Genomic DNA, 21,342 nt, shown 5'->3' with positions numbered 1-21,342 from the left:
CGATATGAAGCCAGGTTGATTAAATCAATATAATTTGCATTATCAATGTATTCGATTTCCTTATGTTGAGCGAGGACAGGACCCGAGTGCCCATAAAGCTGCGCCACATGGAAGTCTTCAATGCGCTGATCGAAGCGGGATCAGTCTCGCGCGCTGCTGACAGGTTGAACCTTACCCAACCGGCGGTCAGCATCGCGCTCAGTAACTTCGAGGATGAGCTGGGGTTTCGCCTGTTCCACCGTGAACGCGGCTTTTTCAAACCGACGAACGAAGCCGCCTTGCTGCATGAGGAAGTCATGCACGGCTTGCGGGCGATTTCCCAGGTGGAACAGCGCGCGGCCGGTATTCTCTCGGGTCAAACCGGTGGTGTGAGCATCGCGACCAACGGCGTTCTCGCCTTCAATTTCCTGCCCGCACTTCTGGCGTCGTTTCAGCAGGAGCGGCCCGACATACGGGTCGAGATCAAGGTGCATTCGTCGCGCCAGATCGCGTCGTGGGTTGCCAGCCGCCATATCGACATCGGGCTGATCGACCTGCCTGTGCCTGTCGCGGGCCTCGACACTGAGATTTTCGAGTTTGAATGCGTCTGCGCCATGCACGAGAGTGACCCGCTGGCGTCGCTGAAAACCGTGCGGCCCCAATCGCTTGCGGACCGGTCCGTTGTCAGCGTCACCGGGGATCATCAGATCGACCGGCAGCTTGATACCCTGTTGTCAGAGACCGACACCCGGATTGTCCGGAATGCAAGCGCCTATTACTTCGCGATCGCCCGCAACCTTGTCGCCTCGGGCGATTATGTCGCGATACTTGATCCAATCAACGGCAAGGTGGATCTGAAGGATGGCGTTGTATGGCGGCCCTTTGCACCGCGCATCGAGAACCATCTCGCGGTGATCACGGCCAAGGGCCAGCCGATTAGCAAGGCGACGATGGAGGTTCAGGACCGCATTCGCGATGGGCTCAGCCGGTATACAGGGTGACGCAGGCAGGACATGGCGCGAGACGTTTTCAGATGACATCCGCTGCTGCCCTCAAAGCCCTCCTGCGGTGTGCGGCCAGGTATGTGTCGCGCCATGACAGCGAGATCGCCCGCGAGATCGCGGGTGCGCTGAGCGCGGCCCAAGCGGCGGAACCGGCGCTGGCCGCCGCAATGACAAGGGCGTCAGAGAGCGTGCCGCAGATGTTGGAGGGAAGTGAGGATGAACTGCTGCTGGCCTTGCACGACTGCGTGCACGCGCTGCATTGGCGACCAGCCGGGTTTGGGAACCTGCCCGACAGCGCGTCGGAATCCCTGGCCGTCACCGAACTGATTGGGCCAGACGGCATGTTCCCCGCATCTGCCATCCGGGTTGGGTTGCTGATCCAGCATTCGCACTTTCGTTATCCGAAACACTCTCATGCGGCAGAGGAACTCTATCTGGTGCTTAAAGGCACCGCGCATTGGGCCGTCGATAAAGACGCACCGGTTCCCCGACCACCGGGAACCTTCGTGCACCACGAATCCTTTCAGCCCCATAGCATGGTGACCTCCGCCCAACCCCTGCTCGCCCTGTGGGGATGGATCGGCGACGTGGACGGCGCGACCTATTCGGTGTGACAAGAATCTTTGGGGATTGACGCGCCCTCATTGCATCATGGCTGTGACAAAGGCATCGCTGAAGGCTTCCGCCAGGGTCGATTGCGGACGGCCCGGTCGGGTCAGCATACAGGCGGTGACCGATATCGGCGGATCGAAGGGGCGCATGACAAGGTCCATGTTGGGCAGAAATCCGGCGGTGTAGCTGTCGACAATGGCCACGCCCGACCCCGAGTGGGCCAGCACAGCCGCTGTGTGACAGTATCGCACCTCCACCTGCGGTGTGTAGGGGACGCAGGCGCGCTCGAAGGCGGTTTGTACTAGCGCGCCGAGACGCGAGGCGCGGTCCAGGCCGATCAGCCCCGCACCCTCCAGATCGCGCGGTCCGATCACGGTGAGCTCGGCCAGCGCATGATCGGCACGCATCAGAGCCACCATCCGGTCTGTGCGCAGCTTTTGCACCGCGACGCCTGGATGATCTTCGAGCCCCAGGCACAGGCCGATGTCGGCAGCTCCGATGGCGACCGCATCGATCACGTTTTCCATGCGCCGCACGTCATATTGCACGGTCACACCGGGACGATCTTTGAGAAAGCGAAACAGAGCGCCCGGCACGACCGAATGGCCCAGCGGTGGTGTCGCCATAAGGCGTAGCTTGCCCACCGACCCTCCGCGCAGATCACGCACCCGGGATTCGACGGAACGGAGCTGTTCGAACAGCGGCTCGATCTCCTGGAAGAGGCTGCGCGCATCATTGGTCGGCACCATCCGCTTCTTGTCGCGCTCGAAGAGGGCGAAGCCAAGCTGGCGCTCCAGCTGCTTGATCGCGGTCGAGACCGATGCCTGCGAGATGCCCAGGTGCTCAGCCGACGCCACAGTGGTCTGATGCTGCATCAGGGTACCAAACACCTCGAGCAGGCGCAGCGACAGGTCATTTCGGCGGGTGATCTTCACATCGCTTATCGTAGTCCGTTTGTGCCCTGATCGAAAAGGGCAAAACGGCGCCGCACGCCCGGTCAGGACCGGATGTCAAAGGGTCCCGGCCAGCACGAGGCCCATCGCCATGGCAACCGCTGCCTGTGTCGGGTCGATCACCGGGAGACCCAGCCGCGCCTCCAGCGGGGCGCGGTGCAGCGCCATGCCCGCGCATCCGAGCACCAGCGCCTCCGCCCCATCGGCTTGCAACTCACTTCCAACCTCCACCAGCTTGTCGAAGGTGCCGGTACCGCGCGCGGTTTCGTCCACACTCATGTTGAGCGCGCGCTCACCCGCCACGCGGTCAAGGACGCCCATACGCCGCATGTAAAGCCTGTGCCGTTTCTCCGAGGCCGACGAGATGCCAATGATCCCGATCCGGTCCCCGCGCGCCAAGGCTGTCAGGACCCCGCTTTCCTGAATGCCCATAACGGGCACGGAAGAGATCGAACGGCAGGCGTCGATCCCCGGATCGGAATAGCAGGCAATAACAAAAGCACTGGCATCGGTGCGTCCTTCCACCAGATCCACCAGGGGCAGGACGACCTGGTCGGAGTGTATCTGGTTCTCGATGCCAAAGGGGCCTTCGGTCAGGGTCACGCAATCGATGCCCGGCCCGCCGTCTCGAGCAAAGGGTGCCAGCGCCGTGGCCAACCCGTCCGTGACGGCCTGATTGCTGTTGGGGTTGATGACAACGATCGGCCCCATCATGGGGCAATCTCCGCGCCGAAGTTGTAACGCGGGTCCAACTCGACCGCGCGATGCCCGGGATAGCCTGTCAGGTCGATCTGCGCCCGTGCAACGTATTGACCGTGATCATGCGAACCAACAAAGGTGCCGCCCTCCACCACCAGCGTGCCGCGCGACAGCACCGTGACGGGCCAGCCGGTCAGCTCCCAGCCCTCATAGGGCGTGTAGTCCATGTTGTCGTGCTGGTCCGCGACCGTGACCTTGCGCGTCTCGGCCGGATCCCAGATCGCGATGTCGGCGTCCATGCCAATGGCAATGCTGCCCTTCTTCTCCAGCCCGTAAAGCTTGGCCGCATTCGTCGCACCGAGGGCCACGAATTGCTGCAAGGTGATGCGCCCGGTGTTGACCCCTTCGGAAAACAGCAGCGGCAGGCGCAGCGCAATCCCCGGCATACCATTGGCGATCTGCTTGAAGGTCGCATTGGGCCCATTCGACAGCTTTCCGGTCTCATCAAAGCGATAGGGCGCGTGGTCCGACGAAAAGACGCTGAAGGTGCCCGCCTGCAGATGCCGCCACAGACCCTCTTGTGTGGGACCGTCACGCAGCGGAGGCGAGCACATGAACTTGGCCCCTTCCATGCCCGGCCGGTCGAGGTCATCGCGCGTCAGGAACAGGTACTGCGCGCAGGTTTCGCCAAAAATCTTGGCCCCGGCCATGCGCGCCGCACTGACCAACCCCGCGCCTTCGGGTGTCGAGACATGCACAATCAGAAGCGGCGCATCCACCAGTTTGGCCAGCGAAATCGCGCGGTAGATCGCCTCTTCTTCCGCCAGCGCCGGGTGGCTCGGCGCATGATAGCGCGGCGCGGTGTGACCGGCCTGCGCCAGCCGCTCCGATATCCAGGCGATCATCCCGGAGTTCTCCGCATGCACCATCGTCAATGCGCCGTGTGTCTTCGCCACCGTCAATATGTCCAGAAACTGCCGGTCGTCGATCTTCATCAGATCGTAGGTCATGAAAACCTTGAAGGAGGTCACACCGCGCGCAAAGGCGGCAGGCAGCTCTTTTGTCAGGGCCGTTTCGGTCGGATCAGCAATGATCAGGTGATAGCCATAGTCGATCACCGAGGAGCCCGCCGCCCGGCTGTCGTAAAGGTCCAGCGTTTCGGTCACCCCCATGCCCCGATGCTGCGCGGCAAAGGGCACGAAACAGGAATTGCCGCCAAAGGCCGCGGAGATCGAGCCGCTGCGATAGTCATCCGAGGTCATGCCACCCGTCGCGGACTCCTGGGCGATGTGGCAATGTGCCTCGACCCCGCCGGGCAGCACAAGCTTGCCGCTGGCATCGATCCTGTCGCGGCCTTCAAGGCCGGTCCCAAGCGCGGCGATGATGCCACCCGTAATGCCGATATCGGCATGGAAGGTGTCGGTTGCGGTGGCGATCTTGCCGCCTGTGATAACGAGATCAAACATGGGTCACACCGATCTGATGGCACCACCGTCACAGCGGATCAGGCTGCCGGTGACATAGCTGGCGGGGGCGGAGGCGAGGAAGGTCGCGACAGCGGCGAATTCGGCAACGGTGCCGTAGCGCCCCGCAGGGATAGTCGCACGGGAGGCTGCGCGCACCGCGTCGATGGGCTTGCCGCTTTTTTCCGCGGCATTGGCGTCGAGTTCATCCACCCTTTCGGTATGGATGCGCCCGGGCAATAGCATGTTGACGGTCACCCCATCGGCGGCCACGTCCGCGGAGAGGGATTTCGACCAGCCAACGAGCGCCGAGCGCAGCGCGTTCGACAGCCCAAGGGTCGGGATCGGCTGGATCACCCCCGACGAGCCGATGGTGATCACGCGGCCCCAACCCCGTGCGCGCATCGCGGGCATCAGCCGTGCGGTCAGTGACATGACGCTCAGCACCATGGCGTCAAACTGCTTGGCCAACACCGTCATGTCGGCATCGACCATCTGCCCCGGGGGCGGGCCGCCCGTGTTGTTGATCAGAATATCGACGCCGCCCAAGGTTTTGTCGGCAGCGGTACACAGCGTCTGGACAGCGTCCGGGTCCGTCAGATCGACCGTCACGGAGTCGGCGCGCCCCGGGCCCCGCTCAGTGATCTCTTTCGCCGCATCTTCAAGGCGGTCCGTCGAGCGGCCGGTCAGCAACACATGACAACCTTCGGCCGCCAGCGCCTGCGCGATGCCAAGGCCGAGCCCTCTTGAGGACGACATGACCAGTGCGCGCTTGCCGTTCAATCCCAGATCCATCAGCCAAGCTCCTTCAGACGTTTGTCGAGCCGCGTCATGAGACGGCTCAACTCTTCCTGATCGCGGGGTGTCAGCGACGGCCCTGGTGCCCGGACACGGGCGGACCCGATCACGCCACGGCGGCGCAGCACCTCCTTGCGGATGGCCAGCCCAAGGCCCAACTGCTGCTCATAGCGCACCATGGGCAGGTAGGCGTCGAAGAGGTCCTCGGCCCCGTCCACATCCCCGGCCTTGTGCCGCGCCACAACCTGCACCAGCATCTCCGGGTAGGCAAAGCCAGTCATCGCCCCATCCGCACCGCGCTGCATCTCCTGCGCCAGGAATAGAGCCGAATTGCCGGTCAGGATCGACAGGCGCGGCACCGCGCCGACACCGGTTTCCGAGCGGACGCGGCTGAGCTTGGTCAGGCCAGGCCAGTCTTCATGCTTCAGCATGACGATCTGTGGATGATCCACTGCCAGGCCGAGTATGGTCTCGACCGAGACTTGCACGCCGGTCGTCTGCGGATAGTCTTGAAAACAAATGGGCACATCCGGCAGCGCCTTGCAGACCTGGGCCATGTAGCCCTTGAGCTTGGCCTCCGTGCCCTGCCCCGGCTGTGGGGCCACCATCACGCCGCCCGCGCCCGCATCCATGACCGTGCCTGCAAGACGCGCCATGGCATCCAAGCCCGCCGCAGAGACACCGACCACAACGGGTACACGACCATCGACCCGCTTCAGCACATGGCGCGCAAAGGTGGCCGCCTCATCCCCCATCATCTTGGGCGCCTCTCCCATGATGCCGAGGATGGTCATGCCTGTCACACCGCAGTCGATATAGAAGTCTACCATCCGGTCAGCGCTCTCCAGATCGAGCGCGCCGCTGTCATCAAATGGGGTGGCGGCGATGATGAAGACGCCCTCCGAATGTCTGTGAATGGTCATGCGTGTTCCTTTTTGGTCAGCGTCGGGATGCTCCGGGGCGTGATCTCCTCCAGCCGCGCGTATTTGTCGGCAAAGAGCCGTGCAACGGGATAATCGCCCCCCCAGTTCACTCGTAGGGTCTGCGGATCGATCATCCCCTCCTGAGCGGTCAGCGCCACCGCTTCCCCGACGACGATCTCGCGTTCGGGCGAATAGGTCAATGTATCCCGCCGCTTGCACTCAATCGCGACAGGCACATCGGCCAGACGCGGCGTCGCGATCTTGGTGGAGGCGATCAGGGTCAAACCCAGAGCTTCCGGTTCGGACTGAGACCGGTCATAGGCCGCGGCTGTCGCCACCATATCCGCGCAGAGGGTTGGGGTTGCGATGTTGATGACGAACTCGCCCGACCGGCGGATGTTTTCGGTGGTGTCCTTCGCCGTCCCGTCGGCCCGGTGCTCGAGGCCGAGGATCACCAGCGCCGGGTCCTGCCCGAAGAGGTTGAAGAAGGAATAGGGAGCGGCATTCACCACGCCGTCGGGCCCCAGCGTCGTGACCCAGGCCACAGGCCGCGGAATGACAACTGCGGTCAAAAGCTTGTACCGCATCGCGGGCGTTAGCGCGTCGAGATCAATCTGCGTCATTCCGGGTGCACGACCCCGGTCTGACCGGTGATCCGCCCATAGTGCTCGATCCGCCGATGCCGCGCAAAATCGAAGATCGTGCTCTTGCCGAATTGGCACAAATCCATGTCGCAGGCGTGCACGATCAACTCGTCTCCCTCTGTTTCCGCCCGGGAAACGACAAACCCGTTCGGGTCAACAATGATGCTGCCCGCCATGAGCGGATGCCCGTCCTCATCTCCGGCCTTGGCCACGGCAACCACCCATGTGGCGTTCTGATAAGCCCCCGCGGTGATCGACAAATCCGAATGATAGAGCCGGTGCTCCAACCCCTCAGCGGCGTCCTGGGAGTTTACCGAAGGCGTGTTGTAGCCGAGCGTGATCAACTCCACCCCTTGCAGCCCCATCTCGCGATAGACCTCGGGCCAGCGGCGGTCGTTGCAGATGCACATGCCCATCCAGGCATCGAGATTGCGCCAGACGGGAAACCCCAGATCGCCTGGCTCGAAATAGCGTTTCTCCAAGTGCTGAAATGCACGCTCGGTGTCATAGTCGCTGTGCCCAGGCAGATGCACCTTGCGGTACTTGCCGACGATGTTGCCCGCACGATCGGTGAGTATCGAGGTGTTGAAATGATGCCCGTCGGGGGTGGCCTCGGCATAGCCAAAGGTGATCGCGATCCCGTGGCGCCGCGCGCGGTCGAACAGAGGCTGAGTCGCGGCATTCGGCATCTCTGCTTCGTACCACTGCGCCAGTTCAGCGGGATCCTCGATGTACCAGCGCGGGAAAAACGTGGTCAGCGCCAATTCGGGAAAGACCACCAGATCACATCCCGCTTCAGCGGCCTGATCCAGCAGGGTGATCATCCGCGCGACCACCGCCTGCCGCCCGTCCGCCTTCTGGATCGGGCCCATCTGCGCCCCGCCAATCACTATCTCGCGCATATGCCGCGCTCCTCTCTTCAGGTTGCCACGCGCCGCTCGAACCGGCTGATCATGCGGATCAGCGGCCAGAGCAGCACCAAGTAAAGGCCGGCCGCCAGCACCAGCGGCGAGGCGTTGTAAGTCACCGACCGGGCGAGCCCCGCCGCGTGCAGCATCTCGCCCAGGCTGACCACGGACGCCAGCGACGTCAGCTTGACGACTTCCACCATGTTCGACAGCAAATCAGGCAGCACGTTGCGCGTTGCTTGCGGCAGCGTCACGTAAACGAGCGTTTGGGTCGCACTCAATCCGGTCGAACGCGCAGCCTCCGCCTGCCCCCTTGGCACGGACAACAGCCCGGCGCGAAATATCTCGCCGAAGTACGCTGAGTTGTTGAGAAAGAACCCTACAGTCACCGCCAAAAGCGGCGAGATGTCGAACCCGGCAAAAGGAAGCCCCGCATAGATGAAGATGAGCAGCACCAGCGGCGGCAGAGCGCGAAATAGGTCTACGAAGCCGATGGACAGCCAGCGCACTGCGCGCTGACCCGACAGCGACCCGAGGGCCGCCAACAGCCCACCGATGGCACCGAGCGGGATCACCACAGCACAGATCAGCAAGGTCATACCCAGCCCCTTGATCACCAGCGGCCAGGCCTGCGCCATAATGCCAAGGTTAAAGAACTGCTCGATGATCGCATCCATCCCGTTACCCTCCCGGCGGCGCGAACCGCGCCTCGAGCCAGCGCGATCCGATCACGAAGGGCAGAAACAGAAGGACATAGGCGATGGCGGCCAACGTCAGTGGCGAGGCGTTGGCGCTAAAACTCTGCGCCGTCGTCGCCTGCCCGAGAATGTCAGGCACGCCGATCACCATGCCGAGCGCGGTCATCTTGGTGATCGCGATCGCTCGATTGGTGAGCGGTGGGATGACCATGCGCACGGCCTGCGGCAGCACCGCAAACAGCAGCGCCTGGTCGAAGGTCAGGCCGGTCGAGCGGGCCGCTTCCCATTGACCTTTCGGAGTTGCAGTGATCCCGGCCCAGACGATCTCTTCTGCAAAGGCCGCCAGCACAAGCGAGAGCACAACGAAAAGCACCGCAAAGGAAGACAGGACAACGCCCACATTCGGCAGACCAAAGAAGGCCAGCAGGATCAGCACCAGCGGCGGCAGAGCGCGGAAGACATCCGCGAAGATCACGATAAAGAAGGACAGCGGGCGCCATTCATACGCCCGCACGCAGGCCAGGGCCGTGCCCACCGCCACGCCCGCAATCACGATCAGCACGGACAGCAACACCGTGACCAGCGCCCCTGCGAGGATATCGGGGGCGTAGCGGGCAAGGACAGCGCCATTGAAGAAGGTATCGATAAACCGGTCCATCGCGTTATCCGTGCACCCGCGAGAGGAAAGACCGGGTGCGTTCTTGTGTGGGGGCCCCGAAAATCTGCTCAGGCGGGCCCTGTTCCACGATCCCACCACCGTCCATGAAGATCACGCGGTCGGCCGCATCCCGGGCGAATTTCATCTCGTGGCTGACCACGAGCATGGTCATCCCCTGCCCTGCGAGGTCTCGCATCACGTCGAGCACATCACCTACGAGTTCGGGGTCGAGCGCCGAGGTCGGCTCGTCAAAGAGCATCACCGTGGGATTCAGCGCAAGCGCGCGGGCAATCGCCACGCGTTGCTGCTGGCCACCTGACAGCTGAGACGGGTAGTGCCCTGCCCGGTCGCTCAGACCCACGCGCGCCAGCGCTGCGTGCCCGGCCTCTTCAGCAGCGGCGCGCGGCATCTTCTGGACCCGGCGCAGCGCCAAGGTCACATTGCCCAGGGCTGACAGATGCGGGTAGAGATTGAATGACTGAAACACCATCCCGATGCGCTGTCGCATCCGGTTGAGGTCTACGCCCGGGCCGGTCAGCCGGTCCCCTTCGATGAAGACCTCGCCGCTGTCGGGCTCTTCCAACCGGTTGCAACAGCGCAACATGGTGGATTTGCCCGAGCCGGAGGGCCCGAGAACGAACACCATCTCGCCGCGCTGTACCAGCAGATCAATGCCCTTCAGCACCGGATCGGCACCGAAGGACTTGTGAAGCGCCCGCACCTCAAGCGTCGCCGGAGCGGCGCTGCCGTTGGCTTTGGGCGCAAGGGTCATCTCAGCTGCACCCGGGCGTGTGGCTGCTTTCAACGAAGCCGTCGAAACCCGGCTCGCCATAGCCCGGCAATGGCGTAACGGCTGCCGAGCCTTCGGCGGGCTCGGCCCCGAACCATTTCACGCTCAGTTCGGCGATCGTACCGTCGATCTTCATGCACTCGATGACCGTCTCGACCTTGGCCCGTAGGTCTTCGTCGTCAGTGCGGAAGGGCATGCCCCAGACCAGCCCTGTGGAGTGGATATAGGCAAGCTCGATCTGCGGGCTTTGCTTGGCCGCCCAGGCGCTCACCGTGTTCCCCGCGACATTGGCAAAGGCACGGCCCGAGATGACGGCCTGCACCGCATCCGTATTGGTGCCGTAGCTTTCGACGGTCCAGCCGATCTCCTCCGCCAGATCGGTCGCCCAGCTGTCATAGGCCGATCCTTTGTTCACGGCGATGACCTTGCCATCGAGGTCCTCCAGCGCGGTGATCGGCTCGGCCCCGGCCTTCGTGACAAAACCGAAATCCGTGTTTAGATAGCCTTCGGTGAAAAGGATATTCTCTGCCCGCTCGGTGGTGATCGTGGTGGGCGCCACGACGAAGTCATAAGTACCCGCCGCAAGCCCCGGCAGGATGCCGGACCATTGGGTCGCGACGATATCCATGGTCACGCCCAAACGTTCTCCGATCTCATTGGCGAGGTCGACATTGAACCCTTCGACCCCACCGGACAAAGATGGCATAGCGTGTGGCGCAAATGTGCCATCCAGCGCGACCTTGTAGGTCGTATCATCTGCCAGAGCGGGGCTACTGAAGGCAAACGTGGCCGCCAACGCAGTAAGTGTGGGTGTGGTTTTCATGTTCATTCTCCTGTTGGGTGGTTTGGTTGTCGTTTGGGGCCTGATCCCGTCACATCAGCGCCTCGATCACGAAAGGGCCGGGCTCGGCGACGGCGTCTGCGATGGCGCGCTGCAGCTCTGCGACGCAGGCAACCTGACGCCCGGGCACGCCCATGCCGCGCGCCAGCGCAACGAAATCGAGGTATGGCCGGTCGAGATCGAGCATGTCGAGCGCGGACCGGCCCGGGTTGGCCCCGACCGCAAAGAGCTCGGTTTTGAGGATTTCATAAGTGCGGTTTGCAAAGACGATGGTCGTCACATTCGCGCCCTCGCGGGCCTGGCTCCATAGGCCCTGCACGGTATACATGGCCGATCCGTCAGCCTGCAGCGCCACGACCGGGCGCTCCGGGCAGGCGACCGCCGCTCCTAGCGCCAGCGGGATGCCATCACCGATGGCCCCACCGGTCAGGGAGATCCAGCTGTGCGGCGCGGCAGCTTGCGTGGCCGCCCAGATGTCGCGCCCGGCGGTGATGCTCTCATCCACCACGATCGCATTTTCGGGGATCGCATGGGCAATTGCCGCGGCCAGGGTCGCATGCGCGATGGGTCCGGCCTGTGGCACCGGCGGCAGACTGGCCTCGGGCACATGCGCGTCAACGCCTAAACGCTCGGCAAGCGCGGAAATCGCACCTGGACCATCGCCACCCGGTGCGACCAGGACGGTTTCGGCACAGTCTTTTGGCAGGAGCAGGCTGGGCTTGCCCGGGTAGGCAAAGAACGCCACGGGAGGGACGGTTTCAATCAAGACCGCGTGGCGAAACGAAGCCAAAGACTCCAGAGCAAGCGTGATCGGATAGGGCACCCGCGCGATGCCCGCACGCCCTGCCCCGCGCTCAAAGCGGCGATTTGACGTGGGCGCCATCACGCGCGCGCCTGTCTGCGCTGCGATCCCGTGCAGCAACGCGACGGTCTGTGGGTCTTCCAACACGGTGCCACTCACGAGCAGGGCACTGTCGCGGCCGAGAGCCTCCATCGCTGCGATGACGGCTTCCTCAGACGCAGGTTCAGGCTCAGCCTGCGCCGGTGGCGGAGCAACCAAACCGCCATCCTCCCACCCGATGTCCGCCGGGGCAATCAGCGTCGCCACCTTGCCGGGGCGCGATTGCGCGGCCCCAAGCGCTGCCATCGCTTGCGCGCCGAAGCTGCCTGCATCGCGCGCGGTGTCGACATAGTCCGAAAACGGCGCCGCAGCTCCTGCGACATCCGCCGTCAGCGGCGCATCGTAACCCCGGTGCCGTACCGCATGATCCCCCACGAGGTTCAGCATCGGCGTGCGCGCCTTGCGGGCGTTGTGCATGTTCGCGCCCGCATTGGCGAGCCCAGGTGCCAGATGCAAGAGCGTCACCGCCGGTTTGCCCGCCATCCGCGCATAGCCATCCGCGGCGCCCGTTGTGACACCTTCGAAAAGGCCCAACACGCAATGCATCAACCCGGTGCGGTCCAGCGCATCGACAAACTGCATCTCGGAAGTGCCGGGGTTGGCGAAACAAACCTCGACACCAGCCCCATGCAGGCTGCGCACGACGGATTCAGCACCGTTCATCTTGGGGGGAGCCTGATCGTTCATGCCGGTTCCTTTTCCCGCGCGGCGTTCAGCACGGCCAGACGGGTGCGCAAGGCCGCCGACTGTTTGGTGCCAGCCATGTGATCCACGGCGGGGAGATCCTCTGCCAGATGGCAAGCCACCTGCGTGGCCCCAAGCATCCGCAACGCGGGCCGTTCGGTCTTGCAGCGCGCAGTTGCGATTGGACAGCGTGGGTGAAAGGCACAACCGGGCGGCGGTTTGAGCGCCGAGGGCAAATCCCCCTCGACCGGCGCACTGAGCGTGCGGGTCTGCGGGTCCGGCTTGGGCGCTGCTGCGATCAACGAGCGGGTATAAGGGTGGCGCGGCGCGGCGAAGAGCGCCGCAACGGGCGCCTCCTCGACGATCCTGCCCAGATAGACCACCGCCACGCGATCAGCCATGTGCCGGACGACCGCCAAATCATGGCTGATGAAGATATAACCGATCCCGAATTGCGCCTGCAGATCGGCCAGAAGGTTGACGATCTGTGCCTGCACGCTCACATCAAGGGCGGAGACTGGTTCATCGCACACGATCAAACGCGGCCGCGTGGCAAGGGCCCGGGCGATGCCCACGCGCTGGCGCTGACCACCGGAAAACTCATGTGGGTAGCGCCCGGCGTGCCAGGATTGCAGCCCACAGGTCTCCAGTAATTCAGCCACACGATCCCCCGCATCTGATGGTTTGGCCAACCCGTGCAGTACCAACGGCTCGGTCAGCGTTTCGGAGACGGTCATGCGCGGGTTCAGAGAGGCGAAAGGGTCCTGAAAGATGATCTGCATACGCCGCCGCATGACGCGCAGGGCATCCGGTCCGAGGCTCAGCACGTCGTCTCCCTCCAGCGTCACCTGCCCCGCAGTCGGCTCCACCAGCCGCAGCACCGCGCGCCCGATGGTGGACTTGCCACAACCGCTCTCGCCGACGACGGCCAGCGTCTCACCCGCTTTGACGTCGAAGCTGACGTCGCTGACGGCCTGCACCTGACCGACGACCCGCCGCAGGACACCACGACGGACGTCGAAATGCTTGGTCAGACCTCGCACCTGCAGAAGCGTCATGCCGCATCCTCCAGCGGGGCCTTCCAGCACGCGACCCCATGCCCGTCGCCTAGCTCGCGCAGCGGTGGGTCTTCTGCCGCGCAGCGCGCATCGGCCAGCGGACAGCGAGAGGCAAAGCGGCAGCCGGGTAGCGACACCCAGGGCGGCGGAACCGATCCCGGGATCGTCGCCAACCGCCCGGCGGCGGCGTCAATTCGCGGCACGGCAGCCATGAGCCCGATGGTGTAGGGATGTTGGGGGTCAGCAAAGAGCGCACGCGTCGGCGCGCGTTCAACCACCCGGCCTGCGTACATCACCACCACATCATCACAGGTCTGCGCGACGACACCCAGATCATGGGTGACAAGCATGACCGCCGCGCCCGTGCGTTCCCGCAGGCTGCCCATCAGATCGAGGATCTGCGCCTGGATCGTGACATCCAGTGCGGTTGTGGGTTCATCGGCAATCAGCAACTCGGGGTCGTTGGCCAGCGCCAGGGCGATCATCACCCGCTGCCGCTGTCCCCCGCTCAGCTGATGCGGATAGTCGTCAACCCGCTGGCGCGGCGACGGCAGGCCCACGAGATCCAGCAGTTCAATGGCTCGGTCTCGCGCGGCGCATTTGCCCAACCCGGAGTGCACGGCCAGGCTTTCCTCGATCTGCGCTCCGCAGGTATAGACCGGGTTGAGCGAGGTCATCGGTTCCTGAAAGATCATGCCGATCCGTCCACCCCGCAGCTTGCGCATCTCAGCCTCGGGAAGAGACAGCAGATCGCGGCCCCCGAATTGGATCTCGCCCCCTGCATAGACGCCGGGTGGCTGCGGCACGAGCCGCATGATCGCGAGCGAGGTCACCGATTTGCCGCACCCACTCTCGCCCACGACACCGAGTGTCCGCCCGGGCATCAGGGAGAACGACACCCCCTGCACCGCGCGCTGCACGGTGCCGCTGACGTGGAAATCGACTTTCAGGTCGCGCACGTCGAGCAATGGGGGGGCGTCGGTCATCGGACGGGGTAGACCATCGGAGAGGCGACATCATGCGGGCGGTCGGCGAAATCCAATCCCTGAAAGGCGGCTTCGGCGCGGCGCTGTGCCGCCTCCAGTCGCTGCAACGCATCCTCTAGATCAAAGGCGGGCACCACCCCATCGACGACCACATGTCGCCCATCCACGAAGACATCACGAACTGCACGCTCGGCGGCCACGTAGATCAGCGAGCGCAGCGGGTCGCGCACCGGCATCATCGCCGGATCGGTGATGTCGGCAAGGAACAGATCGGCCTTGGCCCCGACCGCCAGCCGTCCGATGTCATTGCGACCGAGGATTTGCGCGCCCCCAAGGGTCGCTGCATCGAAGATATCCGAAGTGCGCAGATCATATGGGTTCTTCGAGGTGACACGGGAGAGATAAAGCGCGTTGCGCAGCTCCTCGAGCATATTGTGCGGATAGGTGTCGGTGCCGATCCCTACCGGAATCCCACCCCGAATGTACCGCCCTACCGTGTTCATCGTGATCCCCCGGCGCTGGAAAACGGTCGGGCAATGGGCAACCGCCGCACCCGAGGCTTGCAGCAGCGCAAAGTCATCTGCTTCCGGCCAGAAGACATGGCCGTAGTCGTTCAGAAAGATGCCATGCCCGATGATGGCGCCCGCCTTCAGCACACCCAGATCGTCAAGCCATTCCAGCGGGGTGACGCCATGGCGCCGCGTGATCTCGTGAAACTCCACGACCGACTGAGCCGCATGAATCTGGAACGGCAAACCACGATCCTGCGCCAGCGCAAAACTGTCGGCGATGAGCTCTGGCGTGCAGGTGTCGATCTGGCTGGGCGAGATCATGCCCGAAAGCCGACCTGACGGATGCGCGAGGGCCTCATCCACGACGGCGATCGCTTCGCCCATGGCGGCGCGGCCATCGTCGCCCTCCCATTCATAGTTCACCACGTGGCCATTGTCGGTGTACCAGCGCGCGGATCGATACATGGGCGAGACGATCCCGCGCAGGCCCGAGGCCGCGAAGGTCTCGACCCAGCCGTCCCAGGCCACCGAGAGGTCGACCAATGTCGTGACCCCAGACAGGAGCAGCTCGGAATAGGTCACCTCCACACAGGCACGTCGCCCCTCATCGTCCGGTCGGAAGAGCGGCATGAATTCATAGAGCGACGACATGCCCAGACGCGGGCTGCCCAGCTCGTCCAGCATCCCCTTGTTCATCGCCTCCGACGAGGGATGTGAGTGGATGTTCACAAGCCCGGGCGAGACCAACCGCCCCTGGCCATCAATCTCCGTCTCAGGCGCGCCCTGGTAGGTTCCGCCCACTTGCACGATCCGGTCGCCGTCAAAGGCCACATCCGCGTCCTTGAGATAGCTGTGCTGACCGGTCTCGGCATCATAGGCGACGATCCAGGCGGCGTTTCTGATCACAGTGACGGGCATGTTTGATCCTTTGGGATGTGAGGACCCAGTGCGACGACATGCGCCGCCCCGGGCGACCAGCCTACTCTTTGAACTTCAGGTCCAGACCCTTGTAGAGCCCGGCGCCATAGATGTTGTGCGGCACGATCGTCTCGAGTTCGGTCGATTGCGCGATCACCATCGGCTCGTGATAAAGCGGCAGCCAGACCGCTGCGTCATGGACCATCTCGAGCACCTCCCCGTAAGCCGCTGCACGGTCTGTATCCGTGGTCGCGGTGGCGCCCGCCAGCAACAGTTCATCGGTCTTGTCGTCGATCCAGTTCATCCGGTTCGGACTGGGCGCGTTCTGCGAGCGGAAATAGAGGTTCAGCGCATCACCCGAGGAGACGTAGGGGAACGACATGCCGTACATGTCGAATTCCTGCGTGGCAAGCTTGCCCCAGGCGACGGTGGCGTCAAAGGCCTGGATCTGCATATCGACCCCGATTTCGCGCAAGTAGGCTTGGACCGCTTCGCTGATCTTGCTCCAGGTGGACCCCGCAAACACATAGGCGGTCGGCGACAGGCGCACGCCATCTTTGGCGCGGACACCGTCGTCACCCATGACCCAACCGGCCTCATCGAGGATCGCGTTGGCCTCTGCCGGATCGAACTTCAGAAGCTTGTCATCGAGGCCGGCGTTCCAGTCGAGCGCTTCCTGGCTGACATAGGAATAAGCGGGCTGGACCACGCCAAAGAAGAGGTCTTCAGACATCGCCGCCTGATCCACAGCGAGGTTCACCGCACGCCGGACCGCCGGATCCGAGACGGTTTCCTTGTCGATCTTGAACCCCATGTAATAGGTCCAGAATGCCAGATCCGACTGCACCACCTCGACATTGGGGGCCGCCTTCAACTGCTCGAGCGCGATGTACGGAATGTACTGCGTGACCTGGCTCTGCCCGGTCAGCACGCCCACCGTCCGCGTGTTTTCCTCCGGCACGATCTGCCAGGTGATCCTATCCATGCTCGCCGGGCCGGTGTTCGCATGGAACGGCGCGCCCCAGGTGTAGGCCTCGTGCTTGGTGATCACCATCTGATCGCGCGGCGTCCAGCTCTCCCAGCAGAATGGACCGGTACCATTGAAGCCTGTGACGCCGAAGTCATCGCCCAAGGCAGTGACATTCGCCTCGTCGATGATGGTGCCGAAGCTTTGCGTCAACTGATAGAGCAGTTCGGAAAACGGTGCTGTCAGCCTGTATTCCACGGTGTAATCATCGATCGCGGTGACACTCTCGACCTCACCCGCGCGCCAGGCGACGGGGGACTTCGTCTCCGGATCGATCCAGCGGTTGATCGTATAGACCACGTCGGCGGCTGTCATCGGCTTGCCATCGCAGAACTGGACATCTTCGCGCAACTTGAAGGTGTAGGTCGTGGCGTCTTCGCTCACCTCCCAGCTTTCGGCCACGCCCGGTTCGATCGTCTGCATGTCGGGCGCCAGGCTCACCAGAGTGTCGCCCATCATGAACAACACTTCCGAGGCCGCGCGCGATGTCGTCTTGTGTGGGTCGTAGTTGTTGCTGTCCACTTCGCGCAGGATGGTGATCTCGCTCGCCTGAGCGGCCCCTGCCCCGATCAGCGCGGCGGTCAATAGAAGTCTCTTCATCGGCGTTATCCTTTCCCTGTTGGTTCGTCGTCAGCTTCGGAGGCGAGGGTCGAGCACGTCGCGCAGCGCGTCCCCCAGAATATTGGCCGCCAGCACGATCACGAAGATCAGCACCGACGGGATCACCGCGATATGCGGGGCAAAGAGCAGAAAATCGCGCCCTTGTGCCGCCATCATCCCCAGCTCCGCCGTGGGCGGACGGGCGCCAAGGCCCAGAAAGGACAGCGCCGCCCCGATGAGGATGATTTGCCCAAAGCGCATCGAGATGAAGATCATGATGCTCGAGATCGCATTGCGCAGCAGGTATCGACTGAAGAGAGCCAGGTCGGACAGCCCGAGCGCGCGGCCCGCCTCGATGTAATCCTGCTGCATCACGGTGACGGCGATGGACCGGGCAATGCGCGCGCAGTCGGGCACCGTGGCGACGGCCAGCGCGATCACCACCGGCACGGCCCCCGGCCCCGTCACGGCGACCAGCGCCAGCCCAAGAAGGATCGCGGGGAAGGACAGCATCACGTCCACCAAGCGCATGACCCAAGGATCGAGCCGTGGCCGGAACGCCGCCATTAGCCCCATGAACGAGCCCAATACGCCGCCGAGACCCACCGACACCAGCCCGATGATGAGCGTCAGCCGCGTGCCGTAGAAGAGCCGGCTGAGCATGTCACGGCCCTGGCCGTCGGTGCCAAGAGGATGCTCCCATGTTCCGCGCGCGTCCCAAATGGGCGGCGTCATGATGCTTCGTGAACTGGCGAAGGGATCGTGCGGCGCGAGCAGCGGGGCAAAGACCGCACCGATCACGATCAGCACCAGAACGGCAACCGCCAAAAGCGCCGCCGGGTCACGCAGCAGCCACTGCCACCAAGGGCGCATCGGCGTCGGGGCATCGAGCATTTCCGGATCGGCGACGCTCATGACTGCACCCGCGGATCAAGCAGCGCATAGAGGATATCGACAATCATGTTGATCAGGATGAATCCCAGCGCCAGCACCAGGATTGCACCCTGCGCCAGTGGAAAATCCGAGCTGAGGATCGCGCCGACGGCCAGCCGCCCGACACCCGGGAAGGAAAAGATGCTCTCGGTGACGACGGCGCCGCCCAGCAGATAGCCCGCCTGTAACCCGATCAGCGTGACCACCGGAATGAGCGCGTTGCGCAGCCCGTGCCGCAGGATCACCTGGGTCTCACTCAGGCCCTTGGCACGCGCTGTGCGCACATGATCAAGCTTGAGCACCTCCAGCACCGACGACCGCGTCATCCGCGCCACCGGCCCCACCAGGATCGCGCCCAGCGACAGCGCTGGCAATGCGATGTGGCGCAACCCGTCGACCGTCCAAAGCGGACCGCCACGTCCGATGAAGGGCAAAAGCCGCCACTGCACGCCGAAGTACTGGATCATCATCAGGCAGATGAAGAAGATGGGCAGCGACACGCCCGCCACCGAAATGGCCATGATCACGCGGTCGACGATGGAGCCGCGCCACACCGCCGCAAGCGTTCCCAGCGCGATGCCCAGCGGGATCGACCAGATGAGACAGGCTACCATCAACTCAGCGGTTGGCACGATGGCCGTGCCGAGTTCGGAGGCGACGGTCTTGTTCGAAATCAGCGAGCGGCCCAGATCGCCCTGCATCACGCGCTCGAGATACTTGCCAAATTGCACAAGGACAGGCTCATCCAGCCCCATCTCCGTGCGGATTGCGGCGACCACTTCAGGTGTCGCCGTCGGCCCCGCCATCACGATGGCCGGATCGCCAGGCACCAGGATCAGCAACCCGAACCCCAGCAGCAGAACGCCAAACAGCACCGGGACCGAGATCACCAGCCGGTTGACGACCTGCCCGATCATACGGCTGCGCCCTCCCGCGTGTAGACAACCTCGCCCCCAAGAATGGTCAGATCACAGCGGGCAGCGAGGATGTCCTGTTCACTGCAGGTCAACAAATCGGTGTCAAAGACAGCCACATCGCCGAGCATGCCCGGCGCGAGGGTGCCTTTGATCTTCTCTTCATGAGCGGCATAGGCGCTGGCTTGTGTATAGGCATGCAGCGCCTCTTCCCGGCTCAGCACATGAGCGGTGCCGATCTGCGTCCCGGCCTCTGTCTTGCGGGTCACCATGGTGTAGATATTCGCGAAGGGGTCGATCTCGACCACGGGGCAATCGGTACTGGCGCTGGGGTTCAGCCCGGCGTCGATCCACGTCCGCATGGGATGGCTCGCCTCGACACGCTCTTGCTCCAGCAGCGTCAGGTAAAGATCGCCAAAGTAATACAGAAACGCAGGCTGCGGCGCGGGCAGGATATGCGCGGCCGTCATCCGCGCCATCTGGTCCGGGCGCAGCCATCCGCAATGCTCGATCCGGTGCCGCCGGTTCGGGTCGGGGGTGTCGGCAAGGGCCGCCTCGAGCGCGTTCAGCACCTGCTCAATCGCGGCATCGCCAATGGCATGGATGGCAAAGCGATACCCCTTGCGGTGCCCGTCCATCACCATCGCGTTGACCTCATCATCGCTCAGGCACAAAAGGCCCAGATCATCAGCGTCACCGCCCAGATAGGGCTGCGACATCGCCGCTGTGCGCCCACCCGCGGAGCCATCCGTGAAGATCTTCACAGGTCCGATGCGCAGGCGATCATCGCCGCCGCCCGACATCATCCCCGCCGCTGCGCACTCCGGCAGGATGGTGCGCGTCTTGTCGCCCATCAGCGTGGCATAGACCCGAACGGGGAGCCGCCCGGTGCGATGCGCCTCCTGATAGGCCAGCATCTCGGTCCAGCCGTCGCGGATGCCCACCGCTGCCTCCATGCAGGAGGTGATCCCCCGGCTCAGCAGGTCGGCCGCGCCCCGCTCGATGCTCTGCACCAGCGTCTCTACATCCGCATCCGGCAGCACGGCCATGACAGGTTCGCGTCCCGTCTCGGCGAGCAGCCCGGTGAGCGTTCCGTTCTGCTTTTCGATCAGCCCGCCCGGCGGTGACGGCGTATCGTCATCGATCCCAGCCAGGGCAAGGGCCCGCGAGTTGGCCACCGCCAAATGCCCATCCGTGCGCACGATATAGACCGGATGGTCCGGTGCAGCCTCGTCCAGCTCCTCGCGATAAGGGTGTCGCCCGGTATCAAGCCTGAAGTGGTCGTACCCGCGTCCGATCACCCAACCGCCCTTCGGTGTGACCGCCGCACGGTTGCGCACGGCATCAAGCAGGTCGGCCAAGGTTGGCGCCGCTTTGGGGCGCAAGTCCACCTCGGACATCGCTGTCCCGTAGGGGATCAGGTGCATATGCGCATCGTTAAGGCCGGGTGTCGCGAACCGCCCGGCAAGATCGATCACCCGTGTCTTCGGGCCGATAAGACTGCGCAGATCCGCATCCTCGCCAACAGCCAAGACCTTGCCACCCCAGAGGGCAAGCGCAGAAGCAATGTGCTGGGCCAAGCCGCACCATATCTTGCCGTTCAGCAGCACAAGGTCAGCTTGGACAACAACTGGTGTCATATGCGCGCCCGTTCAGGCGTGTGATGGCTGTGCGTGGCCTCAGAACCCATCCGATGTAGCCCCCACTAGGACATGGTTTCGACGGCCATTCGAGCGATCTCACCGCCCATCTGTCAATCTGGGCGGTTGCGTGCATGCGAAGGCTGAAGAACATTAAGCTATTGTTTTTATAATATTTCCCTTGCGTTTCGCGAACTGG

21 protein-coding genes are annotated in these 21,342 nt (G+C 63.7%); 2 read left to right on the top strand and 19 right to left on the bottom strand.

All coding sequences use genetic code 11. The features are described 5' to 3' along the window. Nucleotides 1-107: 107 nt before the first annotated feature. Nucleotides 108-980: a LysR family transcriptional regulator gene (locus ACVC7O_RS09455; RefSeq protein WP_458325838.1), complete on the top strand. Its 873-nt coding sequence runs from the start codon at nucleotides 108-110 to the stop codon at nucleotides 978-980. 32 nt (nucleotides 981-1,012) lie between these two features. Beyond that, the gene (locus ACVC7O_RS09450; protein ID WP_458325837.1) at nucleotides 1,013-1,597 is read left to right on the top strand and encodes a dimethylsulfonioproprionate lyase family protein; all 585 of its coding nucleotides are present in this window, start codon (nucleotides 1,013-1,015) and stop codon (nucleotides 1,595-1,597) included. 27 nt (nucleotides 1,598-1,624) lie between these two features. Here ACVC7O_RS09450 and ACVC7O_RS09445 read toward each other — a convergent pair whose 3' ends face one another. The 19 genes from ACVC7O_RS09445 to ACVC7O_RS09355 all read right to left on the bottom strand — a co-directional run bounded on the left by ACVC7O_RS09445 (nucleotide 1,625) and on the right by ACVC7O_RS09355 (nucleotide 21,143). Next, on the bottom strand, nucleotides 1,625-2,530 hold the full coding sequence (locus ACVC7O_RS09445; protein WP_458325836.1) for a LysR substrate-binding domain-containing protein: 906 nt from the start codon (nucleotides 2,528-2,530) through the stop codon (nucleotides 1,625-1,627). A gap of 75 nt (nucleotides 2,531-2,605) precedes the next feature. After that, entirely contained in the window at nucleotides 2,606-3,262 is a 657-nt protein-coding gene (locus tag ACVC7O_RS09440; RefSeq protein ID WP_458325835.1) for an aspartate/glutamate racemase family protein, read from the bottom strand. After that, complete coding sequence (gene hydA, locus ACVC7O_RS09435) at nucleotides 3,259-4,713, bottom strand: dihydropyrimidinase (protein WP_458325834.1); 1,455 nt, start codon at nucleotides 4,711-4,713, stop codon at nucleotides 3,259-3,261. The genes ACVC7O_RS09440 and hydA overlap by 4 nt, the downstream gene beginning before the upstream one ends. 3 nt (nucleotides 4,714-4,716) lie before the next feature. Then, nucleotides 4,717-5,505, bottom strand: coding sequence for an SDR family oxidoreductase (locus tag ACVC7O_RS09430; RefSeq protein WP_458325833.1), 789 nt, complete (start codon nucleotides 5,503-5,505; stop codon nucleotides 4,717-4,719). Then, nucleotides 5,505-6,431: a dihydrodipicolinate synthase family protein gene (locus ACVC7O_RS09425; protein WP_458325832.1), complete on the bottom strand. Its 927-nt coding sequence runs from the start codon at nucleotides 6,429-6,431 to the stop codon at nucleotides 5,505-5,507. Before ACVC7O_RS09425 ends, ACVC7O_RS09430 begins: the two co-directional genes overlap by 1 nt. Continuing rightward, nucleotides 6,428-7,054, bottom strand: coding sequence for a flavin reductase family protein (locus ACVC7O_RS09420; protein ID WP_458325831.1), 627 nt, complete (start codon nucleotides 7,052-7,054; stop codon nucleotides 6,428-6,430). The genes ACVC7O_RS09425 and ACVC7O_RS09420 overlap by 4 nt, the downstream gene beginning before the upstream one ends. Further along, nucleotides 7,051-7,977 carry an N-carbamoyl-D-amino-acid hydrolase gene (locus tag ACVC7O_RS09415; protein ID WP_458325830.1) on the bottom strand — a complete coding sequence of 309 codons (927 nt, stop codon included), beginning with the start codon at nucleotides 7,975-7,977 and terminating at the stop codon, nucleotides 7,051-7,053. Before ACVC7O_RS09415 ends, ACVC7O_RS09420 begins: the two co-directional genes overlap by 4 nt. A 17-nt stretch (nucleotides 7,978-7,994) precedes the next feature. Continuing rightward, nucleotides 7,995-8,660 carry an amino acid ABC transporter permease gene (locus tag ACVC7O_RS09410; RefSeq protein ID WP_458325829.1) on the bottom strand — a complete coding sequence of 222 codons (666 nt, stop codon included), beginning with the start codon at nucleotides 8,658-8,660 and terminating at the stop codon, nucleotides 7,995-7,997. Between the two features lie 4 nt (nucleotides 8,661-8,664). Then, nucleotides 8,665-9,339, bottom strand: coding sequence for an amino acid ABC transporter permease (locus ACVC7O_RS09405; protein ID WP_458325828.1), 675 nt, complete (start codon nucleotides 9,337-9,339; stop codon nucleotides 8,665-8,667). Nucleotides 9,340-9,343: 4 nt separating this feature from the next. Beyond that, nucleotides 9,344-10,111 (bottom strand): amino acid ABC transporter ATP-binding protein, encoded by a 768-nt coding sequence (locus ACVC7O_RS09400; RefSeq protein WP_458325827.1) that lies wholly within the window; start codon nucleotides 10,109-10,111, stop codon nucleotides 9,344-9,346. 1 nt (nucleotide 10,112) lies between these two features. Continuing rightward, nucleotides 10,113-10,952 carry a transporter substrate-binding domain-containing protein gene (locus ACVC7O_RS09395; protein WP_458325826.1) on the bottom strand — a complete coding sequence of 280 codons (840 nt, stop codon included), beginning with the start codon at nucleotides 10,950-10,952 and terminating at the stop codon, nucleotides 10,113-10,115. A gap of 49 nt (nucleotides 10,953-11,001) precedes the next feature. After that, nucleotides 11,002-12,558, bottom strand: coding sequence for an acetolactate synthase large subunit (locus ACVC7O_RS09390; protein WP_458325825.1), 1,557 nt, complete (start codon nucleotides 12,556-12,558; stop codon nucleotides 11,002-11,004). Continuing rightward, on the bottom strand, nucleotides 12,555-13,613 hold the full coding sequence (locus ACVC7O_RS09385) for an ABC transporter ATP-binding protein (protein ID WP_458325824.1): 1,059 nt from the start codon (nucleotides 13,611-13,613) through the stop codon (nucleotides 12,555-12,557). Before ACVC7O_RS09385 ends, ACVC7O_RS09390 begins: the two co-directional genes overlap by 4 nt. After that, on the bottom strand, nucleotides 13,610-14,599 hold the full coding sequence (locus ACVC7O_RS09380) for an ABC transporter ATP-binding protein (protein WP_458325823.1): 990 nt from the start codon (nucleotides 14,597-14,599) through the stop codon (nucleotides 13,610-13,612). Before ACVC7O_RS09380 ends, ACVC7O_RS09385 begins: the two co-directional genes overlap by 4 nt. Continuing rightward, nucleotides 14,596-16,029, bottom strand: a complete 1,434-nt coding sequence (locus ACVC7O_RS09375; RefSeq protein ID WP_458325822.1) for an amidohydrolase family protein — start codon at nucleotides 16,027-16,029, stop codon at nucleotides 14,596-14,598. The genes ACVC7O_RS09380 and ACVC7O_RS09375 overlap by 4 nt, the downstream gene beginning before the upstream one ends. A 61-nt stretch (nucleotides 16,030-16,090) precedes the next feature. Further along, a complete protein-coding gene (locus ACVC7O_RS09370; RefSeq protein WP_458325821.1) occupies nucleotides 16,091-17,656 on the bottom strand; it encodes an ABC transporter substrate-binding protein in 1,566 nt (521 codons plus the stop codon). Between the two features lie 30 nt (nucleotides 17,657-17,686). Further along, nucleotides 17,687-18,571, bottom strand: coding sequence for an ABC transporter permease (locus tag ACVC7O_RS09365; protein WP_458325820.1), 885 nt, complete (start codon nucleotides 18,569-18,571; stop codon nucleotides 17,687-17,689). Further along, nucleotides 18,568-19,506 (bottom strand): ABC transporter permease, encoded by a 939-nt coding sequence (locus ACVC7O_RS09360; protein ID WP_458325819.1) that lies wholly within the window; start codon nucleotides 19,504-19,506, stop codon nucleotides 18,568-18,570. Before ACVC7O_RS09360 ends, ACVC7O_RS09365 begins: the two co-directional genes overlap by 4 nt. Continuing rightward, nucleotides 19,503-21,143: an amidohydrolase gene (locus tag ACVC7O_RS09355; protein ID WP_458325818.1), complete on the bottom strand. Its 1,641-nt coding sequence runs from the start codon at nucleotides 21,141-21,143 to the stop codon at nucleotides 19,503-19,505. Before ACVC7O_RS09355 ends, ACVC7O_RS09360 begins: the two co-directional genes overlap by 4 nt. Nucleotides 21,144-21,342: the final 199 nt, after the last annotated feature.

Source organism: Roseobacter cerffii (assembly GCF_054226325.1).
Note: the sequence above shows the minus strand (reverse complement) of the source record. Positions and strands in the feature narration are given on the sequence as shown.